This is a genomic window from Halomonas sp. H2 (assembly GCF_050215315.1).
In the GTDB taxonomy this organism is placed as follows: Bacteria; Pseudomonadota; Gammaproteobacteria; order Pseudomonadales; family Halomonadaceae; genus Vreelandella.
On the sequence record NZ_CP189760.1, the window covers coordinates 2,501,746 to 2,523,317 of the forward strand.

General features: G+C 54.9%; 20 protein-coding genes. 12 read left to right on the plus strand and 8 right to left on the minus strand.

Going from position 1 to position 21,572, the window contains the following annotated elements; translation table 11 throughout:
- Positions 1-8: 8 nt before the first annotated feature.
- Together trpE and ACQE2I_RS11670 are read right to left on the minus strand one after the other, a co-directional pair.
- Complete coding sequence (trpE, locus tag ACQE2I_RS11665) at positions 9-1,496, minus strand: anthranilate synthase component I (protein ID WP_427031454.1); 1,488 nt, start codon at positions 1,494-1,496, stop codon at positions 9-11.
- A 2-nt stretch (positions 1,497-1,498) separates the two neighbouring features.
- Positions 1,499-2,218 (minus strand): phosphoglycolate phosphatase, encoded by a 720-nt coding sequence (locus ACQE2I_RS11670; RefSeq protein WP_427028264.1) that lies wholly within the window; start codon positions 2,216-2,218, stop codon positions 1,499-1,501.
- Between the two features lie 235 nt (positions 2,219-2,453).
- Between ACQE2I_RS11670 and ACQE2I_RS11675 the strand changes: the two genes are divergently transcribed.
- Positions 2,454-3,752, plus strand: a complete 1,299-nt coding sequence (locus tag ACQE2I_RS11675) for an NAD(P)/FAD-dependent oxidoreductase (RefSeq protein ID WP_427028265.1) — start codon at positions 2,454-2,456, stop codon at positions 3,750-3,752.
- A 98-nt stretch (positions 3,753-3,850) separates the two neighbouring features.
- Here the strand turns inward: ACQE2I_RS11675 and rpe are convergent, their stop codons facing one another.
- On the minus strand, positions 3,851-4,549 hold the full coding sequence (rpe, locus tag ACQE2I_RS11680) for a ribulose-phosphate 3-epimerase (RefSeq protein ID WP_427028266.1): 699 nt from the start codon (positions 4,547-4,549) through the stop codon (positions 3,851-3,853).
- A 235-nt stretch (positions 4,550-4,784) separates the two neighbouring features.
- Between rpe and cysP the strand changes: the two genes are divergently transcribed.
- The 5 genes from cysP to ACQE2I_RS11705 are packed head-to-tail and all read left to right on the plus strand — an operon-like array spanning position 4,785 to position 9,248.
- Positions 4,785-5,795, plus strand: coding sequence for a thiosulfate ABC transporter substrate-binding protein CysP (gene cysP, locus ACQE2I_RS11685; RefSeq protein ID WP_427028267.1), 1,011 nt, complete (start codon positions 4,785-4,787; stop codon positions 5,793-5,795).
- Between the two features lie 26 nt (positions 5,796-5,821).
- On the plus strand, positions 5,822-6,676 hold the full coding sequence (gene cysT, locus ACQE2I_RS11690) for a sulfate ABC transporter permease subunit CysT (protein ID WP_427028268.1): 855 nt from the start codon (positions 5,822-5,824) through the stop codon (positions 6,674-6,676).
- Positions 6,676-7,503, plus strand: a complete 828-nt coding sequence (gene cysW / locus ACQE2I_RS11695) for a sulfate ABC transporter permease subunit CysW (RefSeq protein WP_427028269.1) — start codon at positions 6,676-6,678, stop codon at positions 7,501-7,503. Before cysT ends, cysW begins: the two co-directional genes overlap by 1 nt.
- Entirely contained in the window at positions 7,500-8,594 is a 1,095-nt protein-coding gene (locus ACQE2I_RS11700) for a sulfate/molybdate ABC transporter ATP-binding protein (protein WP_427028270.1), read from the plus strand. Before cysW ends, ACQE2I_RS11700 begins: the two co-directional genes overlap by 4 nt.
- Positions 8,595-8,654: 60 nt before the next feature.
- Positions 8,655-9,248: a YajG family lipoprotein gene (locus ACQE2I_RS11705; protein WP_427028271.1), complete on the plus strand. Its 594-nt coding sequence runs from the start codon at positions 8,655-8,657 to the stop codon at positions 9,246-9,248.
- 67 nt (positions 9,249-9,315) lie between these two features.
- Here the strand turns inward: ACQE2I_RS11705 and ACQE2I_RS11710 are convergent, their stop codons facing one another.
- From ACQE2I_RS11710 to ACQE2I_RS11720, 3 genes are all read right to left on the minus strand, one after another.
- Positions 9,316-9,948, minus strand: coding sequence for a thiopurine S-methyltransferase (locus ACQE2I_RS11710; protein ID WP_427028272.1), 633 nt, complete (start codon positions 9,946-9,948; stop codon positions 9,316-9,318).
- A gap of 24 nt (positions 9,949-9,972) precedes the next feature.
- The gene (locus ACQE2I_RS11715; RefSeq protein ID WP_427028273.1) at positions 9,973-10,608 is read right to left on the minus strand and encodes a TIGR04211 family SH3 domain-containing protein; all 636 of its coding nucleotides are present in this window, start codon (positions 10,606-10,608) and stop codon (positions 9,973-9,975) included.
- Between the two features lie 87 nt (positions 10,609-10,695).
- Positions 10,696-11,025 carry a DUF1820 family protein gene (locus tag ACQE2I_RS11720; protein ID WP_008959579.1) on the minus strand — a complete coding sequence of 110 codons (330 nt, stop codon included), beginning with the start codon at positions 11,023-11,025 and terminating at the stop codon, positions 10,696-10,698.
- 205 nt (positions 11,026-11,230) lie between these two features.
- On the opposite strand from ACQE2I_RS11720, the gene ACQE2I_RS11725 reads away from it, so the two are divergent.
- Together ACQE2I_RS11725 and ACQE2I_RS11730 are read left to right on the plus strand one after the other, a co-directional pair.
- The gene (locus ACQE2I_RS11725; RefSeq protein ID WP_427028274.1) at positions 11,231-12,454 is read left to right on the plus strand and encodes an ATP-grasp domain-containing protein; all 1,224 of its coding nucleotides are present in this window, start codon (positions 11,231-11,233) and stop codon (positions 12,452-12,454) included.
- 30 nt (positions 12,455-12,484) lie between these two features.
- Entirely contained in the window at positions 12,485-14,488 is a 2,004-nt protein-coding gene (locus ACQE2I_RS11730; RefSeq protein WP_427028275.1) for a hypothetical protein, read from the plus strand.
- Positions 14,489-14,589: 101 nt separating this feature from the next.
- On the opposite strand, the gene mscK is transcribed toward ACQE2I_RS11730, so the two are convergent.
- Positions 14,590-17,898, minus strand: a complete 3,309-nt coding sequence (mscK, locus tag ACQE2I_RS11735; RefSeq protein WP_427031455.1) for a mechanosensitive channel MscK — start codon at positions 17,896-17,898, stop codon at positions 14,590-14,592.
- Positions 17,899-18,103: 205 nt separating this feature from the next.
- Between mscK and ACQE2I_RS11740 the strand changes: the two genes are divergently transcribed.
- The 4 genes from ACQE2I_RS11740 (at position 18,104) to ACQE2I_RS11755 (ending at position 20,235) form a co-directional block, all read left to right on the plus strand.
- Positions 18,104-19,135: a phospholipase A gene (locus tag ACQE2I_RS11740; RefSeq protein WP_427031456.1), complete on the plus strand. Its 1,032-nt coding sequence runs from the start codon at positions 18,104-18,106 to the stop codon at positions 19,133-19,135.
- A 77-nt stretch (positions 19,136-19,212) separates the two neighbouring features.
- Positions 19,213-19,545 (plus strand): DUF883 family protein, encoded by a 333-nt coding sequence (locus ACQE2I_RS11745; protein ID WP_427028276.1) that lies wholly within the window; start codon positions 19,213-19,215, stop codon positions 19,543-19,545.
- Entirely contained in the window at positions 19,545-19,961 is a 417-nt protein-coding gene (locus ACQE2I_RS11750) for a phage holin family protein (RefSeq protein ID WP_427028277.1), read from the plus strand. Before ACQE2I_RS11745 ends, ACQE2I_RS11750 begins: the two co-directional genes overlap by 1 nt.
- Positions 19,924-20,235, plus strand: a complete 312-nt coding sequence (locus ACQE2I_RS11755; protein WP_427028278.1) for a YqjK family protein — start codon at positions 19,924-19,926, stop codon at positions 20,233-20,235. Before ACQE2I_RS11750 ends, ACQE2I_RS11755 begins: the two co-directional genes overlap by 38 nt.
- A 46-nt stretch (positions 20,236-20,281) precedes the next feature.
- Here ACQE2I_RS11755 and ACQE2I_RS11760 read toward each other — a convergent pair whose 3' ends face one another.
- Positions 20,282-21,466: an NAD(P)/FAD-dependent oxidoreductase gene (locus tag ACQE2I_RS11760; protein ID WP_427028279.1), complete on the minus strand. Its 1,185-nt coding sequence runs from the start codon at positions 21,464-21,466 to the stop codon at positions 20,282-20,284.
- Positions 21,467-21,572 lie beyond the last annotated feature (106 nt).

Here is a 21,572-nt window from a genome sequence, read left to right on the forward strand (position 1 = left end):
CTGTCTTATTAAAGGTTGTCTAAACCGCGCTCCGCCATGGCGACGGCGCGGAAAATAGCCCGCCCTTTGTTTAGCGTTTCCTGCCACTCCATTTCGGGTACCGAGTCGGCCACAATGCCCGCCCCGGCCTGCACATGGAGCTGGCCGTCTTTGATGACCGCGGTGCGAATTGCAATTGCGGTATCCATATTGCCATGCCAGGAGAGGTAACCCACCGCCCCGGAGTAGATACCACGTTTAACGGGCTCTACTTCATCGATAATTTCCAACGCACGAATTTTCGGCGCCCCCGAAACCGTACCGGCAGGGAACGTTGCCCGCAGCGCGTCCATCGCGGTTAAGCCCGGTTTCAGTTTGCCAGTCACGTTGGAAACGATATGCATCACGTGGGAGTAGCGCTCAACGACCATCTGATCAGTGACTTCAACGCTGCCGGTTTGGCAAATTCGCCCTACGTCGTTACGCCCCAAATCGATCAGCATCAGGTGCTCGGCTAACTCTTTCGGGTCGGCGAGCAGATCCGCTTCCAGGGCGTCGTCTTCTTCCTCGGTTTTACCCCGTTTACGAGTGCCAGCAATGGGTCGCACGGTGACTTCGCCCTCTTCCATGCGGGTCAGAATTTCTGGCGAGGAACCCACCACGTGGTGGTCACCCAAGTTAAAGAAAAACATATACGGCGACGGATTCAAACTGCGCAATGCGCGGTAGAGATCTAGCGGCGACGCCTGATAAGGAGTCGACATACGCTGGGAAGGCACGCACTGCATGATGTCCCCCGCCAGCACGTACTCTTTGATTTTTTCGACGGCGGCTTTAAAACCTTGCTCGGTGAAGCCTGAGTTAAAGTCGCTCTCCTTCACCGGTTGACGGCCGCTGCCAGCATTATTGGGGCTGATATGCGCTTCGCGTAGGCGGGTCTCAAGGTGCTTCAAGTGCGCCTGGCCGCGCTCAAGGGCATCTGATTCCGCAGGATCAACGTGGGTCCAGATGGTTAGCCGCCCGGAAAGGTTATCGAACACCACAAAGTCATTGCACACCATCAGCAAAATATCGGGCACGTTAAGCGGGTCAGGCTTATCCGCCTCACCACGCAGGCGCGGTTCGATATAGCGAATAGTGTCGTAACCGAAGTAACCGACTAACCCCCCGTCGAAACGCGGCTGGTCATCTAATTTGGGCACTTTGAATCGGCTTTGGAATTTCTCAATCCACGCCAGCGGGTCGTCCACTTCGGTGACCCCGACGGTTTCGCCCTCTTTGATATGCCGCACCGTAAAGCCGCGCACTTCGATACGCTCATGGCTGGGCAGCCCGATCATTGAGTAGCGGCCCCACTTTTCACCGCCCTGCACGGACTCAAATAAGAACGTCCAAGGGGTGTTGGCTAGCTTTAAGTAGGTAGAAAGCGGCGTATCGAGATCAGCGAGCACATCACGCGAAACAGGAATTCGGTTGTAGCCTGCCTGGCGAAGCTCGTGAAAATATTCCGGGGTCATCATTAAGCAGTCCTTGTCGCCTGGGGTGCCGTCATCAGCAGTTCGGTTAACGAGGTGAGCACTTGGTCGGGGTCACTCTCTTCAATGGGTTCGCCATGGTTATAACCGTAAGGTAACGCCAATGTAGTAAACCCCGCCGCTTTTCCGGCAGCGATATCATGCCGCGAATCACCGACCATGACACACTCAGCGGGTGACATTTGGCATGCCTTAGCAGCGTGTAACAGTGGCAAAGGGTGGGGCTTTTTTTCGGCCAGCGAATCACCGCCTATCCACAGGGTAAAGTATTCCAGCAGTTTGAAATGACTCAGTAGCGGCTCAATAAAGCGCTCGGGCTTATTGGTGATCAACACCAGCGTTAAGCCGTAGGTATGCAGTGCCTGGAGTGTTTGCTGAACCCCGGGGTAGAGGGTTGTCAGGGTATTGGGCGCCGCGCCATAGTGCCCCATAAAGGCGTTATAGGCGCGCTCTTGAAGCTCAGGCTCAGGGGCAGCCTGTAAGGCCCAGGTGAGAGCTCTTTCGACAAGCACCGGCGCGCCATTGCCCACCCAGTCACGCACCTCTAGTTCATTCGGCTGGGGTAGCCCCAGCTCGTTTAATGCCCCCGCCACCGCGACGGCAAGATCCGGCACGGAATCAATCAGTGTTCCATCCAAGTCGAAGGCAATTAGCCGTTTACCCTTTAGTGCTGAATGTAGTACCGGAGAGTGTGTTGAATGCACCTTTTTTTGCCCCTTTTGCTGACTGAACGCCTTTTCGACCACTGCGGTGTCTTCACCTAACGATGGTTTTTCAACATGGTCTTTCAAAATAGTTTTTCAAAATAGCCGTTCACAATAGCCTTTGCGCTAGCCCTTTGCGTTAAGCCACTATCTTACCTGTTCAAGACAAACTTTCGCATTAGTCAGAAGCGTAAGAACCTTCTATGCTGGGGCTAATTTAGTTATGGAGGTAGTAATGACCGCTCCCAGAATCGTGATTGTTGGCGGTGGCGCTGGTGGCTTAGCCCTCGCCACGCGGTTAGGCCGCACTTTAGGTAAACGCAAACGCGCCGAGATTGTGCTGCTGGACCGCAATACCACCCATGTTTGGAAACCGCTGCTCCACGAACTGGCGACAGGCGTGCTGAATTCCAGCATGGACGAGGTGGATTATCGCGGGCACTCCTCTGCTCACTTCTACCGCTACCAGCGTGGCTCGCTGATCGGGTTAGATCGCCAGCAGCAGACGCTGCAATTAGCGCCGATCCATGATGAGGATGGTCAAGAAGTGCTGCCCGCCAGGGAGCTTTCCTATGACTACTTGGTGATGGCGCTAGGCAGCGTTTCCAACGATTTCGGCACGCCCGGCGTCGCGGAGCACTGCCACTTTATTGACTCGCCCCAGCAGGCTAAAGCCTTTCAGCGCGATATGATCAATACCTTTCTGCGCTATACCGACCCCAATCTGCGCCAGCATACTCAGCTGACTATTGGGATCGTAGGCGGCGGCGCGACCGGCGTTGAGCTTGCCGCCGAGCTGTTTGATGCTTCGCGTATGCTCAACGCCTACGGCGTGACAGCGGAAGATCATCAAACGATTAGCGTTCATCTGATTGAAGCTGCCCCCCGCCTGCTTCCAGGGCTTTCCGAGCGAATTAGTCAAACTGTCAAAACAGAGCTTGAGAGCTTGGGTGTGACCGTTCACACCGATACCGCCATTAAGGAAGCCCAGGCGCACCGGTTGGTCACCGGTGACGACGAAGTGATCAGGACCGATATCAATGTGTGGGCAGCGGGGATTAAAGCGCCGCCGTTTTTGGCGGAACTGGGCCTCACCACGAATAAGAAAAACCAAATTGAAGTCAACACAACCCTGCAAAGCGTCGATGACGAGAAAGTATTTGCCCTGGGTGACTGCGCCAGTTGCCCAATGGAAGAGAATAGCAGCGTGCCGCCTCGCGCCCAGGCCGCTCACCAGCAAGCTAAGCTGCTCGCCAAAAACCTGGTCAACCAACTGGAAGGCAAACCGCTCGCCGACTTCCGCTACCGCGATCGCGGCTCGCTGGTATCGCTGGCTCGCTTTGACGCGGTAGGTAATTTAATGCGTAGCTCCGCCTCAAAGGGCCTGTTCTTAGAGGGCTGGCTGGCACGCCAGGCTTACGCGTCGCTTTACCGCATGCACCAGCTGTCTATTCACGGGGCACCTAAAACGGGCTTGGCCTGGCTGGTCGATAAGCTCAACAAATATTTAAAGCCACGCATGAAGCTGCACTAATCGCCAAGTACTGTGCTCGCCAAGTACTATGCTCACCAAGTGCTATGCTCACCAAGTACTATGCTCGCCAAGCACTATGCGCCAGCCTCCCTGGCTAATTAGCTATTATTAGCCAGCGCCGTACGCAGTTGCTTGATCACCGTGTCATAGCCGTGCGGATCGCTGGCTTGGTGGGCGCTGAAAATAGCCGAGCCCGCTACAAACATATCGGCGCCTGCGGCGGCGATCTCTGCGATATTATCCACTTTCACCCCACCGTCGATCTCCAAGCGGATCGGACGGCCTGAGGCATCAATGCGCGCCCGCGCTTCGCGCAACTTGTTTAGTGTGCCGGGGATAAATGACTGCCCACCGAAGCCCGGGTTAACGCTCATCAACAACACTATATCGACTTTATCCATTACGTAGTCGAGGTAAGAGAGCGGCGTGGCGGGGTTAAACACTAAACCGGCTTTACAGCCGCCATCACGGATCAACTGTAGCGAGCGATCGACGTGCTCAGAGGCTTCCGGGTGGAAAGTAATGTAGCTGGCGCCCGCCTCAATAAAGTCACTGATCATGCGGTCTACCGGCTTGACCATTAGATGCACGTCAATTGGCGCGGTGACACCGTGCTGGCGTAGCGCTTTGCATACCATAGGGCCAATGGTGAGGTTGGGTACATAGTGATTATCCATCACGTCGAAGTGCACGACATCCGCGCCAGCCGCCAGCACGTTATCTACTTCCTCGCCAAGCCGCGCAAAGTTGGCGGAAAGAATAGAGGGGGCAATCAAAAAGTCCTGCGCAGCGGTCATAGCACGTTCCTAATTTAACAAGAGGATTTAACAAGGGGAGTCGCCCGCTATGTTACCAGAGCTGCCCACTAAGCCCCATCACTCGAGCGCATTGGTGCTTTGCATAGGCGAACACTTATATTCTTAAATAGAATAACAAACATGATTGTAATTCCACATTGATAGATTTAACCTTGCCGATATTGTGACACGACTATTAGCGACACTTTGCGCTTACTGAATTAAGGAGTTAGTTATGACACTGCCGACTATTTTCCGCCGCAGCCTGATTGCGCTTGCCTTAGGCGTCACGGTGAGCAGCCCCGCCGCTGCCCAAGAGCGTGAACTGCTCAACTCGTCCTACGATATCGCTCGCGAGCTGTTTGCCGCGATCAATCCTGAGTTTCAAGCTTGGTGGCAGGAAGAGCACGGTGAAGAGATTGCCATTAGCCAATCTCACGGCGGCTCCTCTGCCCAGGCACGCGCCATCTTGCAGGGTTTACGCGCCGATGTGGTGACCTTCAATCAGGTGACCGATGTGCAGGTACTCGCCGACGCGGGTCTAGTGGCCGAAGATTGGCAGGATGCGTTTGAAAACAACGCCTCGCCCTACTACTCCACTACCGCGTTCTTGGTGCGTAAAGGCAATCCCAAAGGCATCGAGAGCTGGGACGATCTGGTCGAAGAAGATGTGGAAATGGTTTTCCCCAACCCGAAAACCTCCGGTAACGGTCGTTACACTTATTTAGCGGCCTGGGGCTTTGCCGAAAACGAGTTCGACGGTGATGAAGAGCAAATCGAAGAGTTTATGCGCACCTTCTTGGCTAACGTAGCGGTATTTGATACCGGCGGCCGTGGGGCGACCACTAGTTTTATCGAGCGTGAAATTGGCGATGTGCTGATTAGCTTTGAGTCGGAAGTCAATAACATCCGCAGCGAATACGGCAGCGACGATTACGAAGTGATCGTGCCACCCGTGAGCATCCTGGCCGAATTCCCGGTGGCGGTCGTCGGTGAAAACGCCGAGCGCAACGGTAACAGCGACTTGGCCCAGAGCTACCTTGAGTATCTCTACACCGAAGAGACTCAGCGCCTGCTCGCGGGCTTCAACTACCGGGTGCATAACGAAGCCGTGGTTGAAGAGTTCGCTGACCACTTCCCGGAAACCGAACTGCTTGAAGTAAATGACGTGTTCGGCAGCTGGGATGAGGCCATGGAAACCCACTTTGAGGGTGGCGCCCTTCTCGACCAGTTACAGCGTCGCTAATATTCACCTATGAGCCAGCCTGAACTATGAGTCAACTTGCCTCCTGGCGATCCGGCAGCACACGCGTGCTGCCGGGTTTTGGCCTTTCTATGGGCATCAGCGTGCTGTTTATCTCGCTGGTACTGCTGCTACCGATTACCGGCCTGTTTGGCCAGCTGGCAGAGCTGAGCCTTGCCGAGTACTGGGCGATCATCACCGAAGGTCGCGTCGTCGCAAGCTACATGGTCACCATTGGCGCAGCAGCCGTGGCGGCGATCATTAACGCCGTGTTTGGTTTGCTACTCGCCTGGGTACTGGTGCGCTATGAGTTTCCCGGCAAACGGCTGCTCGACGCGCTGATGGATCTCCCCTTTGCGCTGCCTACCGCCGTGGCAGGCATTACGCTGGCAACGCTTTACGCCAGCAGCGGTTGGATGGGCGGATTGCTGGAGCCGCTGGGCTTTCAAGTCGCCTACACCTGGGTAGGCATTGCGTTGGCCATGGCGTTTACCAGCATTCCGTTTGTCGTGCGCACGGTGCAGCCGGTGCTGGAAGACTTGCCCGCTGAGGTCGACGAAGCCGCTATGTCGTTGGGCGCAACTGACGGCGTTGCCTTCCGCCGCGTGATCCTGCCGCACATCTGGCCTGCCTTGGTGACCGGTACCGGGCTTGCGTTTGTGCGCTCGCTAGGCGAGTTCGGCGCGATTATCTTTATCGCCGGCAATATGCCTTACGAAACGGAGATCACCGCGCTGATGATTTTCGTCAAGCTGCAGGAGTATGACTATGCCGGGGCATCGGCAATTGCCTCAGTGGTGTTGTTTGTATCGCTGGCGCTGCTGCTGGCGATTAACATTTGGCAGGGCCGCTTTGTGCGCCGCCTGCATGGAGGTAAGGGGTAATGCGTCGAATTGGTGATGCGCCGCTTATCCGGCGCCTGTTGATAGGTGCTGCCCTGGTGCTATCAGCACTGTTCTTGCTATTGCCGCTAGTGGCCATTTTTGCCCAGGCGTTCTCCCAGGGCGTTATGGTTTTCTGGGCCAACGTCAGTGATACCTTTACCCTGCATGCGATTGGCTTAACGCTGATGATTGCGCTGTTAACCATCCCAGTGTGTTTAGTGTTTGGCGTTGCGCTGGCGTGGCTGGTCACGCGCTTCAGCTTTCCCGGGCGGCGTATTCTGCAAACGCTGATCGATATTCCTTTTGCGGTATCGCCCGTGGTCGCCGGCCTTATCTACCTGCTACTGTATGGTCGCAACGGTTGGATCGGCACGTGGCTGGACGGTCACGATATTCAGCTGATGTTTTCCTGGCCGGGTATTTTAATGGTGACTATTTTTGTGACCTGCCCCTTTGTTGCCCGCGAACTGATTCCGCTCATGCAGGCGCAAGGCTCCCGTGAAGAGGAAGCGGCCGTAACGCTGGGCGCCTCTGGCTGGACGACCTTCCGCCGCGTGACGCTGCCGAACATCCGCTGGGCGCTGTTGTATGGTGTCATCCTCACCAACGCCCGTGCGGTGGGGGAATTTGGTGCCGTATCGGTGGTCTCCGGCGCTATTCGCGGCAAGACCAATACGCTGCCACTGCACCTAGAGCAGCTTTATCAAGATTATAACGCTGTGGGGGCGTTTGCCTGCGCGGCATTACTCGCATTGATTGCCCTATTGACGCTCGCCGCCAAAGCGGGGCTGGAATGGCGCGCAGCACGCCGGGAGGCATTTGCATGAGCATTCACTTACACAACATCGCTAAGCACTTCGGCAATACCCAGGCGTTAGAGCCGATCAATCTGGATATTCACGAAGGTGAATTGGTAGGCCTACTCGGCCCCTCGGGGTCGGGCAAAACCACCCTGCTGCGGATTATTGCTGGCCTTGAGAATGCTGACCAATCTGCCCAGCCGGGAAAGATTCTATTTGGCGATCGCGATGTCACCAATGTGCATGTGCGTGATCGGCGAATTGGCTTTGTGTTTCAGCACTATGCGCTGTTCCGCCATATGAGCGTATATGACAACGTGGCCTTCGGGCTGACCGTGCTGTCGCGCAAGCGCCGCCCCAGCAGTGGCGAGATTCGTGCCCGGGTATTTAGGCTGCTGGAAATGGTAAAGCTAGAGCACCTTGCCAATCGCTACCCTGCCCAGCTTTCAGGCGGCCAGCAGCAGCGCGTCTCGCTGGCTCGCGCCTTGGCGGTGGAGCCGGAGGTACTGCTGCTGGACGAGCCGTTTGGCGCGCTCGACGCCAAGGTACGCCAGGAGCTACGCCGCTGGTTGCGCCATCTCCACGACGAACTTAACTTCACCAGCGTGTTTGTGACCCACGATCAGGAAGAAGCGCTGGAGTTATCTGACCGCGTAGTGGTAATGAGCAACGGCCGCATTGAGCAAGTTGACACCCCCGACGACCTCTACCGCACACCTAAAAATCGCTTTGTGTTTGAGTTCTTGGGCGATGTCAATCATCTTGAAGGCAACGTAAGCAACGGCGTTTTAACCTGCGGTGACGCCTATTGGCACGTTGACTTGCCCGACGGCCATCAAGAGCTATTGCTCCGCCCCCATGAAGTGCGGCTAACCGAGCAGCCGACTTCCGAGAGCCACCTGCCAGTGACCATCACGGCGATCTCACCAGTAGGTGCCGAAGTACGCGTTGAGCTGGAAGCGGATTGGCTGGCCCAGCCGTGGCTTGCCACCGTGCGCCATACAGATTTCGAACATCTGGCGCTACAACGTGGGCAACGCTTATTCGCTCACCCGCGCCACTGGCGTCGTTTCCCTAAGGTAGAAGCGAAAGCGGCAGAACAAACCCACGTTGCTTGAACATACCGTCAACGTGCTACCCACGTTATACTGACGTTTTAGCCATTGCGGAGGAAGACCATGCTTCGGCGTCATTTTTTACGGATTTCAGGTGTACTGCTAGCCAGTGCTTGGCTCGCCGGGTGTACCAGCCCGCAATATTTACAGCTTAGCCCCGAGCGCAATGCTGATGTCCCGCAAACGGGCTCTGGCCAACAGGTCACGGTAATTGCCCAGGATGGCCGCGAGAGCGACATTATCGGTAACCGTGCTGGCGGCGGTATGTCGACAGCGCATATCACCGTTAGCAGCCATGAGCTAATTCCGCGTTTGCAGGAAGAGGCTGAGCGCGCCGTGCGGGATATGGGCTTCAACCCGACTACCGAGCAAGCTGAGGGACGCCCGAGTTTAACGCTGGAACTTGCCAGCCTGAACTACGCCCGCGGTGACAGCGGCCAACCGCTGGTGGACGAAGCGCGCCTTGAAGGAGTCTTCCGGGCGATCGCCCAAAATAAAGGCACTACTTACACCGGCACCTATACGTCGCGCCGTACCCAGGGCTACGCCCTTAAACCCGACGCTGAAAGCAATGCCCGCATGTTGAGCGATCTACTTAGCGATGGCATGAATCGCGCCTTTAGCGACCCAGAGCTGGGCCGTTTACTCGCACGCTAAGGTACCCCGCTGCTCAGCAGCACCGCCGTTTCGGGTCGCGCCTTTTTAGGTTTGCAACGTTGCAAACTTAAAGCCGCGGCCCGCGTCGTTCTAGCCCCCACACGCTTTCCGTTCTGCCGCGGTCATCTGGAGTCCCCTGTTCAAGAAAAGTCAGCGAGAAATTTGGCGTAAATAGCCTTTCGATCTCATCGGCGGGAACACTGTACGGCGGGCCGGCTTCACCTTCGCTATGCGACAAACTAATCAATAAGCCTTTGGCACCGGGCGGCACCAGTTGGGCAAGGTGAAACGCATAGCGCTGACGGGTTGCAGGCGGCAGCGCTATGAGCGAGGCGCGATCATAGAAAGCGCCTATTTCAGCGGCCTGCTGAATATGCAGGTGAAAAAAGTCGCCACACCAGAGTTCGACACTGCTTTGGCGAGAAACATTGAACCCCGCCTGACGATAACGCGATACCGAGGTGCTGCGCTGAGCCAAAAACTGCTCAATAGCTTCAGGGGCAAATTCAACCCCTAGTACCGGATACCCTTCATCGACCAACCAGCGCATATCAAGGCTTTTGCCACACAATGGCACCAGTACTTTGGTGCGTTTGGTAACGCCCAGCGTCTGCCAATGGCGCAGCAGCGCAGGATGCGACTGCTGTAAGTGAAAGCCAATACGCCCCTCTTGCCAACGCTTGCGCCATTGATCGCTCATGGTAGGACTACCTTTAGAAGGTTCTTAGAACCAGCGGTCACGCTTTTTACGCCGACGCGGTAGATGCGGCACGATTAAACCCACCAGCAAGCCCGCACCAGCGACGCCGCCACCGTACATGAAGTAACGCATCAAGAGGTCTTCTTCCTGGGTCTCCAGACGGGCTTGAAGCCCTCTAACCTGTTGGCGCGACTCTTCCGCTTGGCTATCAAGCTCCTGGTTGCTCGCTTCAAGCTCGGCAATACGGCGTTCGCGCACCTCAAGCGTTTCTGTCATTGAGGCAGTACGCTGTTCCCAGGTTTCATTGATTCCCTCAAGCTCGGCGGTGAGCTCCTCTACCTGGGCTTCTAACACGGGTAGCTGCTCAATCGCACTTGGGGTTTGCTGAAGTTCCTCACTCAAGACCCAAACAGTATTACCCTCGCTGTTACGCACTCGAGTGTAATTGCCGCTGGTTTCCAACACATCGACCTGCTCGCCAGCACTCAGGGTACCGATGATCCGATAACCATCGGTGGGACCACTACGCACGTAAGTGCTCAATTCATCGATTACCCAGGCTTGGTTATCGGACTGAGCACTAGCCTCAATGCTCGCCACACTGAGTAAAATGCCAGCCGCAGCGGCGTAATATCGAAAACGAATTTTGTTTACTTGCATGACATCCTGTCCTGATTAAAAACGCCACAAGGCGGACGAAGCCAACAGCACTTTCGCTTAACTGAGCGGTGCGCTTGTCTCATACGCTTACCCTTCGCCACGCGGTGGCAGTGAAAAGGGACGGGGGAACTCCGCGACCCGAGCATCGGTCTTGACCGCTTTCAATGGTCCTTCGCGCTCTACTTCATCAATGCGCACAATCGCATTTAGCGGTAGGTAGCTACGCTTGACGCCATCGAAGGTTCGCTGCAATTTTTCAGTCGCAGGGTCGACCACAACCCGTGAAGCATCGTCAAAGACAAACTCCTCGACCTCAATAAAGCCCCAGAGTTCGCTTTGAAATATCTCTCGGACATATAAATCCCAAATTTCACCCTGCTGGTGAACCACCACACGGTAGATCGGTTTGGCCGCCATCTTGGCCTATTCCTCTTGCCACTTGTACATGAAGTTGAACCGCCTAGCTTACCATATTCAAATCGCCACGCCTGTACGCTGCGGCGCAAGCTATGACTGCGTTAGCGCTGCGTACAATACGCCCATTAGCCGGGTATGTGCTCATTGTGTATGGTGGTGGCGGTAATTTGGCACTTTTATTCATCCACCAAGCAGGAGTCATCATATGCAAAAGGATCCAAATAAGGGCTATATCGCCCTGTTAGGCTGGAGCCTCAATGCCATTGAAGCGGCTGAGAGTTTCGACCGTCGCTACATTGTCGTGGCACCTGACTGGGCGGAAGAGTATTGCCAAAAACACGACATCCCCTACGTGCCTTGGAATTTTGAGCGTCTCAATGATCGTTCAATGGAAATTGCCGAGACACTTAAAGACAAAGGTGTTGATGTCGCCATTCCGCTTTATGAAGAAACCGTCGAGTGGGCCGGAGCCATCAATTCGGTACTACTAGACAACCCACGGATTTATGGACAGTCGCTGCTGCTGCGCGACAAAGCGCTAATGAAGCGTCGTGCTCAGCTCGGCGGCATCCGCGTGGGTATTTTTGAAGAAGCCCACGATAAAGAAGACGTGGTGCGCTTCCTTAAGCGCGTTAACCAGACGCTACTCAAGCTGGATGGCGACCCCAACGACCCAATTCACCTCAAAGCCTTTGATAAAGCGGGCTGCCTCGGCCACCGCGTTATTCGTACGCCCGATGAAGTGGATACCATCCCCGACGAAGAGTTCCCGGTGCTGATGGAATCACATTTGGATGGCTGGGAGTTTGCCGTGGAGGCATGGGTTCACGACGGCAAAATCGCTTTCTTGAACATCTCTGAATACGTCACCCTGGGTTACTCAGTGTTTGTGCCCGCGTCTCCAGAGCTTGAGATTTACCGCGAGCAGATCACACAACAGATTGAAAAGCTGATTAAAGCGTTTGATATTGAGTTTGGGTTGATTCACCCAGAATACTTTGTCACCAGCGATGGTGAGATGTACTTTGGCGAAGTGGCCTATCGTCCGCCCGGCTTCAAGGTATTTGAATTGCTCGAGCGTGTTTACGGCTTCAACGCTTACCAAGCGTCAATGCTGGTGTTCGACCCGAAAACCACGAAAGAAGAAGTCGCCAACTTCTTTCCGAAAGAAGTGGTCGATGCCGATGGCTTTGCCGGCTGCTTTGGCGTTTACCCACGCCGTCGCGTGGTTAGCCGTCTGGAAATTCCCGAAGAGACCGAAGATCACCCCTATTTTGAGTCACATGAGCTAACTTCACCAGTAGAAGAAACCGTCACTAAACGCACCGCGTTTGGTACCCATTGGGGGCTGATTTACTTTAAAGGCGAGGATGCGCATACGATTCGTGATCTGCTAAAACGCCAAGAAGATCTCGACTTCTATGTATAATCCCCGCTGATACTGGGATAAGGAGTCATCGTGGAGACAGATCAAGTGACGTCTGCTCAAGAAGATAGCAAGCTCAATGGACTGTTGAGCAACTTTGATGACGCCGTGCGCCTGCTTACCCAGGCGCCCGCCTTCTCAAAACCCGCCAAACTGCCGCGTGTGATGGATACTGCGCGGCGCGTACTGCTTCAGGATGGCGGCAGCGAAGCACTCGAGTCCCGCGCTCAAGCGTTCGAGGACTCTGGTGTATTTTTGGGCTCCGATTGGGAAACACCTCAGTATTTGGTGCCGACCCTAACAACTTTCGCGTTGAAAAGCGCGGACGCCAATGTGGTCGTCATTGAGGCATTAAGCGAGCTGCGGCTCCTCGCTGTTGCTAAAGGCAATTTTGAGCACCCGCTGGTTTCCGCAGAGCATGCACACCACTACCTCACCCAGGTAATGGCGATTAATTTATGGCTGCTGTTTTTACCGCCCAGTGAAGCCGAGCGGGAAACCCAAGGACGACTGGCAACTATTCCCCGCCAGCTCTTCAAACATCTAGCCGAACGCATTGGCTACGAACATATTGTTGATCGCCTGATTGATGAGATTTGGCGTATTTTAAAACAGCGCCCTATCCAGGTTGATTCAATCAAACAGATGATCACCCAAATTGCGCTGTGCCAGGCCAACCCCAGCATTGATCTGGGCGCCAGCGGACAAGGCGCCGACCGGCTGGTCAGCTCGCTGTATGGCCCCACTCAGGCCTGCCGCGAAGATCCCGGCGTGGATGTTTACCGTGACCGTTTAGAGCATATGGATCAGGCCGCCCTGCAGGCTGAATCCACCGGCTTTGCTCGGGCAATGCACGACACCGGCCTAGTATCGCCCTATCACGCCGTGCTGTTACGCCACTTGCTCGAAGAGGGTGATCACTTACTCTCCGAGGCGCTGGGGCTATCGTCAACCGGGCGCGACTGCTTGCTCTGCTATCGCGAACTGGTTCAAGCGCTTATTCGTGGCGGCGTTTACCCTGCTACAGCTCAGGCAGTCTATGGCCTTGCGCTAATGCTAGAGCGTGGCATTCTCTATCAGCCACCGGTAGCGCCAGCGATGTGGCGGCAGCTAAACTTGCCGCTTTCAGAGTGGGCGCAGTCGCGGCTTAGTATGGCGTACGGGGACATTACTTCCCCCCGCGCTCGCTTGATTGAAGGCGTACTGTGCATGCTGGGGCTACCGCTCGGGGTGGGCCAAGGCAATAACCCGACCTGCCAATCGGCCCGGGCGCTTTCAATGTGGGCTTACAACGACCCGGACTATCTGCTGCAGATGGTGGCCTGGGCAGCGCGTGACGACGAAATCATTATGCATTTTGAAGGTCAGGCAATCTCATCAATGGAGAGCATTGCAGGCGTTGCTACGGAACTGCCAATGGATCTCGACCCGGTCTCACTGATCGTCGTGCCCCACCTGGATCGTATTTATGCAGAAATGGGCCGGCGCTGTGTAAGCCGTGAGGGCGACCCCCACCGTTGGGTTAACCCCGAGTTTCACGGCTGGTGGTCGGGCCGCGGCTTTAGTATCAATGTCGATGTGGCCACTGGGCAGCTAACCGATGTAGACGATTTTTTGCGTCACTTCTACGCCTGCTACCACCCTTATTACAATGGCAATCAGCCACTGATTCATCCCCAACCGGCGGGCATTGCGGTTACCGATAGCGCAGCGCGTTTTATCGGCTGGCATGCGATTACCATTTTGCGCGCCTCCCTCGACCCTTCTGACACCATGCGGATTTATTTCTACAACCCGAATAATGATAGCGGCCAGGATTGGGGAGATGGCGTTATTGTGAGCACATCGGGCAACGGTGAACGCTTTGGCGAGGCGTCGCTACCTTTTGATCGCTTTGCATCGCGACTGTATATTTACCACTATGACCCACTCGAGCGCGGTGAACTTGTGTCCGTTACGAGCGAAGAGTTGGATAATGTTAAATACTACCTGCATCGTAGCTGGGGGGCTTCACGGGCTAAGCAGCCCGCCGAATGACACTCTCAATCACTATGATGCGACTCGACTAACTGCTGGTCAGCCAAGGGCTGGATTGGCGATGGCAATGGCGAATTCCTCCTCCATGCGATAAAAGTGGCTTAACTCGCTCCAGGCGGTGAAAGGTGCGTTGCGGACTGTACTTTTACCGCATCGCCCTGATCCCGGTGCAGCCAAACATCCATCTGCTCAAAGGCCACCCGGACGCCTGTTTCTCGAAACAGCTCGTCTACCCGGCAGTTAATCTCATCAGCAGCAAATAGACGATCAAGCAAATCATTAACGAAAATGCGTAGCTCGAAGTTAAGGCTATGCTGGCCGTAGCTTAAGCAGAAAACTTGCGGCTCAGGATCGGTTAGCACCCGCGCGTTTTCATCTGCAGCTTGGTGCAAGAGCTGGTGCACTTTGTCCATATCCGAGCCGTGAGCGACGCCGTAGGTAAGCACCACCCGGGTAATATTATCCGACAGCGACCAATTAATCAGTTGGTCGGTGACAAAGGTCTTATTGGGGATAATGATCTCTTTGCGGTCAAAGTCAGTGACAGTGGTTGCACGAATACGAATCCGGCTGACGGTGCCATGCAAATTGCCAATTGTGATAGTGTCGCCTATGCGGATCGGTCGCTCAAATAGGATGATCAAGCCCGATATAAAGTTGGCAAAAATCTCCTGTAGGCCAAACCCCAGCCCCACACTTAACGCTGCCACTAGCCACTGCAGCTTGTCCCACGACACACCCAGTGTCGCTAACCCCATAACCACACCAGTGCCCACAATGGTGTAGGAAAGCAGCGAAGTAATCGCATAGGAACTGCCCTGCTTCAATGACAACCGGGATAGCACCATCACTTCCAGCAGGCCGGGTAAATTACTCGCCATAATAAACGTAATCGCCACCACCAGCAGCGCGGTAAACACGTCTGATATCGACAGAGCGTTGTTGACGATATCGCCGTCTTGCGCCTCCCATAGCGACACGTTATCCAAATAGCCCAGCACCGAGAGTAAGTCTGACCAGACTAAATAGAGCAATGCGCTAAAGCTTATCAATACGATCAGCTTAGAAAGCCGCAGCGACTGACTATTGATCTGCTCCATGTCGAGCGGTGGCTCTTCTACGACTTCAAGCCCGCCTTCGGCGCCCTCTTGTACCTGAGCTCGGCGGCGCGCCAGCGCGCGACGATAGGCCAGCCGACGGGCGGCCACTGCAAGGCTTCTCACCAACGTGGCTTCGACAACCACCCAGAGCCCCAGCAGATAAAGCGTAATGGCGAATCGCCCTACTAACTGCAGTGCGGTGTATTCGTAACCCCAGACCACCAATCCCAATAGCATTAGCGGAACCAACGCCATCGCCAACCCCAAAAGTAAGCGCAACAGACGAACGCCAAAAATAGGAATATGTGCCAGGATTAACTGCGCCAGCCACCAGCTCATGGCTATCAAACCAAACGACAGCAACGCTAGGGCGACGGGGCGCAGTGCTAACGGAGTTTCCATCTCGCCCGACATCGCCGCGATGGCAATGACAGGTACCAGCGCAACGCCTAATCCCGCTAAGAGTTGGCGTAATCGAGCGGTGTATTGAGGTGGCCAGGTAAAATGCCGTTCAGCCACACCGTCAGCAACCAGTAGCCTGCGCCCCAATGCCACCACTGCCCAACTCAGTGCAAGCTGAAGCAGCGCCGGAGCAACGCTGTTTGCCAGCGCCCCTACCGCTCCCAATAGCCCAACGCCAATGCCTGCTAACGCTAGTGGGCCTGAAAGCGCCAGCAGCGCATTCAGCAGTACCGCTTTAGGGGTGTGTAACTGCGTGTCGCTTTTCAAACGGCCAATTTGTGAGTGCAGATTGGCCAAACGAGCTTTAATTTTTCGACGCAGACCCAGCAATACCAGGCCCAGCAACACTATCGGGGCCCCTTGGAGAACTTCCCAAGAGAGCCCCTGCCAACGGGTGGGTAAAATGGCACGCCACTCTCCCTCTTGCCACTCCAGCAATAAATTACTAGGCAATTGACGCAGCCAGTTAACGTCCAGGGGGCGACTGTTGGCGACCCAAAAAAGCTGTTCATCGATGGTGACACGCAGCTCGCTGGTGGTGGTCAATAGCTGCTGCTGGTTCAGTTGCAGCTCAATCGCGGCGCTTAGCAAGCTTCCGTAAGACTGCTCTAACTGCTCGACCAGCTCGCGCCTGGATTGATATAGCCGCGACAGCGAATCAACAAGGCCCGGCGTCGCCTCGATACCTGCCTCCGCCAACCGCGAGGTAGCGAACTGCTCGCTTTGACGCAGCTGGTCACGTTGGCGTACCAAATCAAACTGCTTTAAACGCAGATCGGCAATTTCATCCTGCAAATCACGTGAGGCGGCCAGCGGGGGCAGTGATTGGCGCTGTTCACGTAGAATACGCGACAGCAGTTGGCTGCCCCGGATAGCCTCAATTTGCTCATTAAGGCTGCGCTGCAGTTGACGCACATGCTCCAATTGACGCTGTGCGTCAATATTCTCGCGCACAATACTGTTAGCGCGGTCCGTCGCTCGTAGCAGTTCAAGGCTTAAGGTTTGATTGGTTTGTTGTGCTTGCACCACCACAGGCTGCCCGGCGGCAATTAATGGATTATCGCGAGCCGCATCGGCAATCGCCTGCTCGGAGGCCAAACGCCGCTGCTGGTCTATCACGCCTTGCAGCAGATTGAGCTGCCGCTCTTGATAATCGACCTGTAACATAAGCACATCACGGCGCTGCTGCGCCAATTCACGCAAACGGCTATTAGCGCTCAGCTCGCGCTGATAAAATCTCACTTCGCGGTCGGCCAGCGCGCGCTCTAGGCGTAATTGGATAAGCCGTGCACCGTTCAACGCAGAAAGTTGGCGATCAGTAAGCAAAGCCTCGCGCTCATCGTGTTGCCGGCGTAAGCTCTCCGCGCGTTGAAGCGTCTCCGCGATGGATTGTTGGGCACGCTCCGGAAGAGTCTGCGCGGCTAACAGCTGAGAGTTCACTTCCGCTAGCTGGCTTTGCAACTGCTGAAGCTCGACCACTGCCTCGGTTTGCAAGGTTTCCAGCTCGTCGAGGGGGTGGTCACTTAAATCGGTAACCGAAAGCTGTTGTGCTGCCTCTTCAGCGTCACTCAACTCACGCTGAAGGCTTGATAGCAGCTCCGGAGCTTGCTCAACCCGAGCGTCTAGAGCAGTGAGCCGTTCATCAACCGATGCCAGCCGCTCATAGGCTTCAATAGCGGCCTCTAGGGCTTCTTTGTCGCTGGCCTGCTGATCGGTTAATGTGTCCTCTAGCCCTTCTAGCTCAGCGAGCCGTGCTGCCAATTCGGCCTGTTCAGGGACACGATCAAGCATGTTCGCCTGAACCGCGGCATACGTTTGATTAACAGCGCTACTGCTAATGAGCAGCAGGAGCAAACACGTTACACTCCATTTACGGACGCATTTCACCACGTTACTTATGCCTCGTTGACATCGAAAGCTCCGCATACACGGATGTAAGGGTTATTGTCAGACGTTCTGATAACTAGCGCAATCAGAGGTGTTGACTTCCGCAGGCGGCGTGTTAGAAACAAGCCTGGCCTTTGCCACCCCTATTACTTTGCGAGTCGCCTTGATGGTCACCCGAAAATTGCCGTTAACGAAATTAATCGTCTTGCTAGGCCTTGCCACTTTTAGTGCGAATGCCTTTGCTGAATCCCAGCAAGAGATTGAAGAGCGCATCCGCGCACTCAACGCCGAGCTGTATAATTTGCGTCAGCAGTTGCAGCAAGTCGAAGACCCACAGGCAACGACACTTGGCACCGAGGTTCAACCGCTGCCTGAAGAAGCGGCACGGGAAGACCTGAGCGAGCGTCGCGAGCTTGAACAGGAATCTAGCCGCAACCCGTTTTCAATTACTACGCACCGCACCAACTATCTGTTTCCAGTTAGCTATAACGCTAATCAGAGCCAAGAGAGCTTTCGCAACAACTCCGACGACACCGAAGTCGATAGCGCAGAATTGAAATTCCAGTTCAGCGCCAAGGTGAATTTGGCCGAGCAGGTATTTGGCAACTACGGCGACGTCTTTTTTGGCTACACACAGCGCAGTTGGTGGCAGGCCTACAATACTGAAGCCTCTTCGCCTTTTCGCGAAACCAACTACGAACCCGAAGTGTTTATTGATTTCGACAACGCTTGGGAAGCGCTCGGCTGGGTAAATACCCGCAACCGGGTGGCGCTTAATCATCAGTCCAATGGTCGGTCAGATCCTTTCTCGCGTAGCTGGAACCGCGTCTATCTGGAAAGCACCTTTCAGCGCGGCAATTGGGCGCTTACCGTGGCACCGCATTGGCGTATCCCAGAATCCGACGAGGAGGATGACAACCCGGATATCGAACGCTACATGGGATACGGCGATATTCGTCTTTCCAAACGCCTTAATAACAACCATGAAGTGAGCGGCCAATTACGCGGCAACCCCAGTGCAGGCAATATAGGCACCCAGGTTGATTACAGCTGGCCTGCTTTCAACAGCTTGCGGGCGCATGTACAGTATTATTACGGGTATGGTGAAAGCCTGATCGATTACGATCACCGAGTGCATCGCCTAAGTCTTGGGTTTAGTTTAAATCCGCTATTTAGTGCTACAGGCCTGAACCGATAGGCGCGTTTGCTTGTCTGTTATCTGGTGACTGCTATGCTAATAGCAGTTTCATCATTCACTCGTCAAAGGAAGACTCCATGGCTAAACGTCAATCCACTTACTCTACTCAAGCTGATCAACTTAAAGATGATCTGCGCCACTTGAGTGAAACCGTCGAAGAGCTGGTCAATGCGACAGCTAGCGATGCCAGCGGAGAGATGAACGACCTTCGCACGCGTGCCGAGCGCCGATTGAAAGACACTCGTGCACGTCTTGAGGCCCGTGGCGAGCGCATTTATGACGAAACGCGCGACTCTTTAACGCATCAAGCCGATGCATGTGATCGTTACGTGCATGAAAACCCCTGGACCAGCATTGGCATTGGTGCCGCAGCAGGCTTGGTTGTGGGTATGCTGCTCGGTCGTCGCTAATGGCTTTGGGTCCCACCCAACGCGTCTTCTCTGCCGCCAAACGCTTACTGAAATCGCTGATTGCTAATAGCGAAACTCGCCTGCGTTTGGCGGTGTTTGAGTTAGAAGAGGAGCGTGCTCGCTTACTGGTTCTGCTGCTTCTTGCAGGCGCCAGCCTACTGCTGCTTTTATTGGGTATTGCTACGCTGACGGCATTGGTAGTGGTTCTGTTTTGGGACACCTATCGTTTAACCGCCATTGCGATCAGCGCCGGTGTGCTAATAGGCGCCAGCTTGCTACTCGCGGTTATCGCAATTCGTCAGTCGAAGCGTCACTCTCTTTTAAAAGAAACACTCAAACAGCTTGCCGCTGATCGAGCGCTGCTTGAGGAGCCAAGTGATGAAACCATCCGCCGAAACCGCCAAACCGGCTACTAAACCACTGAGCCGCGCTGAGCGTAAAGCCCAGCTGTTGGCTGAGCTAGAACAGCAGCGTGTGGACATTTTGGTCGATAGCGAGTATTTGCAGCAAGCCGCTGCGCCGCTCGATCAAAGCTGGAAAAGCTTCAGGCTGCCACTTTATTTAGTGGGCGGCTTTGCTGCATTCAAGTTGATGCGCCACCCAGGTGGGGCAATGGCGGCAGGCAGAAAAGCACTTGCGGGCTATATGCTACTCAAGAAGCTTAAATTATTAGCCAAAGTAGCTACTTAAAGTAGCTACTTGATTCTGATGCTATTGCCTGAGCTAGTGGCGTTGCCTAGCAGGATTGTCCACAAGCTACGCCACTAGCCCAAGCCCACTGAAAGTTATACCCACCTAGCTCTCCCGTCACATCCAATACCTCCCCTATAAAGCGCAGCTGCGGCAAGCCTTTAACTTCAAAGGTCTTGGACGATATGGCATCGGTGTTGACGCCCCCCATGGTGACTTCTGCGGTTCGCCAGCCTTCGGTTCCCGCCGGCTTTAATTGCCAGGCATTGAGTCTATCGGCCCACTCGTCCAATGCATCATTGGCATATTGTGCCAGCGGACGCGCAGGGTCGTGGTCGGGATACCATTCAAGCAACGCTTGCGCCAATCGTTTAGGCAAGCGCTCACCAAGCCATGTTGAAAGCTGACGCTTGGGCGTTACCTGCCGCGCTTCGCGGAGTGATTCCGCCACGTTTTCATCGGGCAGCAAATCAACCGTGATGCTCTCCCCAGGCTGCCAGACACTGGAAATTTGCAGCATTGCAGGCCCTGACAAACCGCGATGGGTAAATAGCATGGGGTCGACAAAACGTCGTGTGCCGGCACTCACAACAACCGGCACGCTCAGGCCAGAGAGCTCTGCTGCCCGGGCTTTCCAGGTGTCGCTAAGGGTAAATGGCACCAGCCCAGGGCGAGTATCGAACACCTCCAAGCCAAACTGGCGAGCCAGGTCATAGCCAAACCCAGTTGCCCCCATGGTGGGAATAGAGAGCCCACCGCTTGCGACCACCACCACCCCCGCATCAATTTTGCCGAGTGACGTCGTTAGCCGCATGGCATCACCCTGTTGCTCAACGCGGGTAATCTGCGTGCTGAGCCTTATTTCAGCGCCCGCCCATTCACACTCGGTGAGTAGCGTGCGGACTATTTCCTTAGCTGAAGTGGCACAAAATAACTGCCCCGGTGTTTTTTCAACATACTCAACGCCATGCCGCTCCACCAGCTCTACAAAGTGTTCTGGGCGGTATCGTTTAAGCGCCGAAATACAAAAGTAAGGATTTGATGAGTAAAAGTGCTGTGGCGTCGTGCCAAGATTGGTAAAGTTGCAGCGGCCACCGCCGGACATCAGAATCTTCTTGCCCGCTTTGTTAGCATGATCAAGCACTAACACGCGCTTTCCGGTATAGCCCGCTTGAGCCGCGCACATTAAGCCGGCAGCCCCGGCACCGATGATGACGATGTCATAGGTCATAAAGAATAGTTCATAAAGAATAGTTCATAAAGAATAGGTCATAATAAATGGATCATAATAGATGGTTCATAATGGATAATTCATGATGGACAGCTCATGAAGAGTG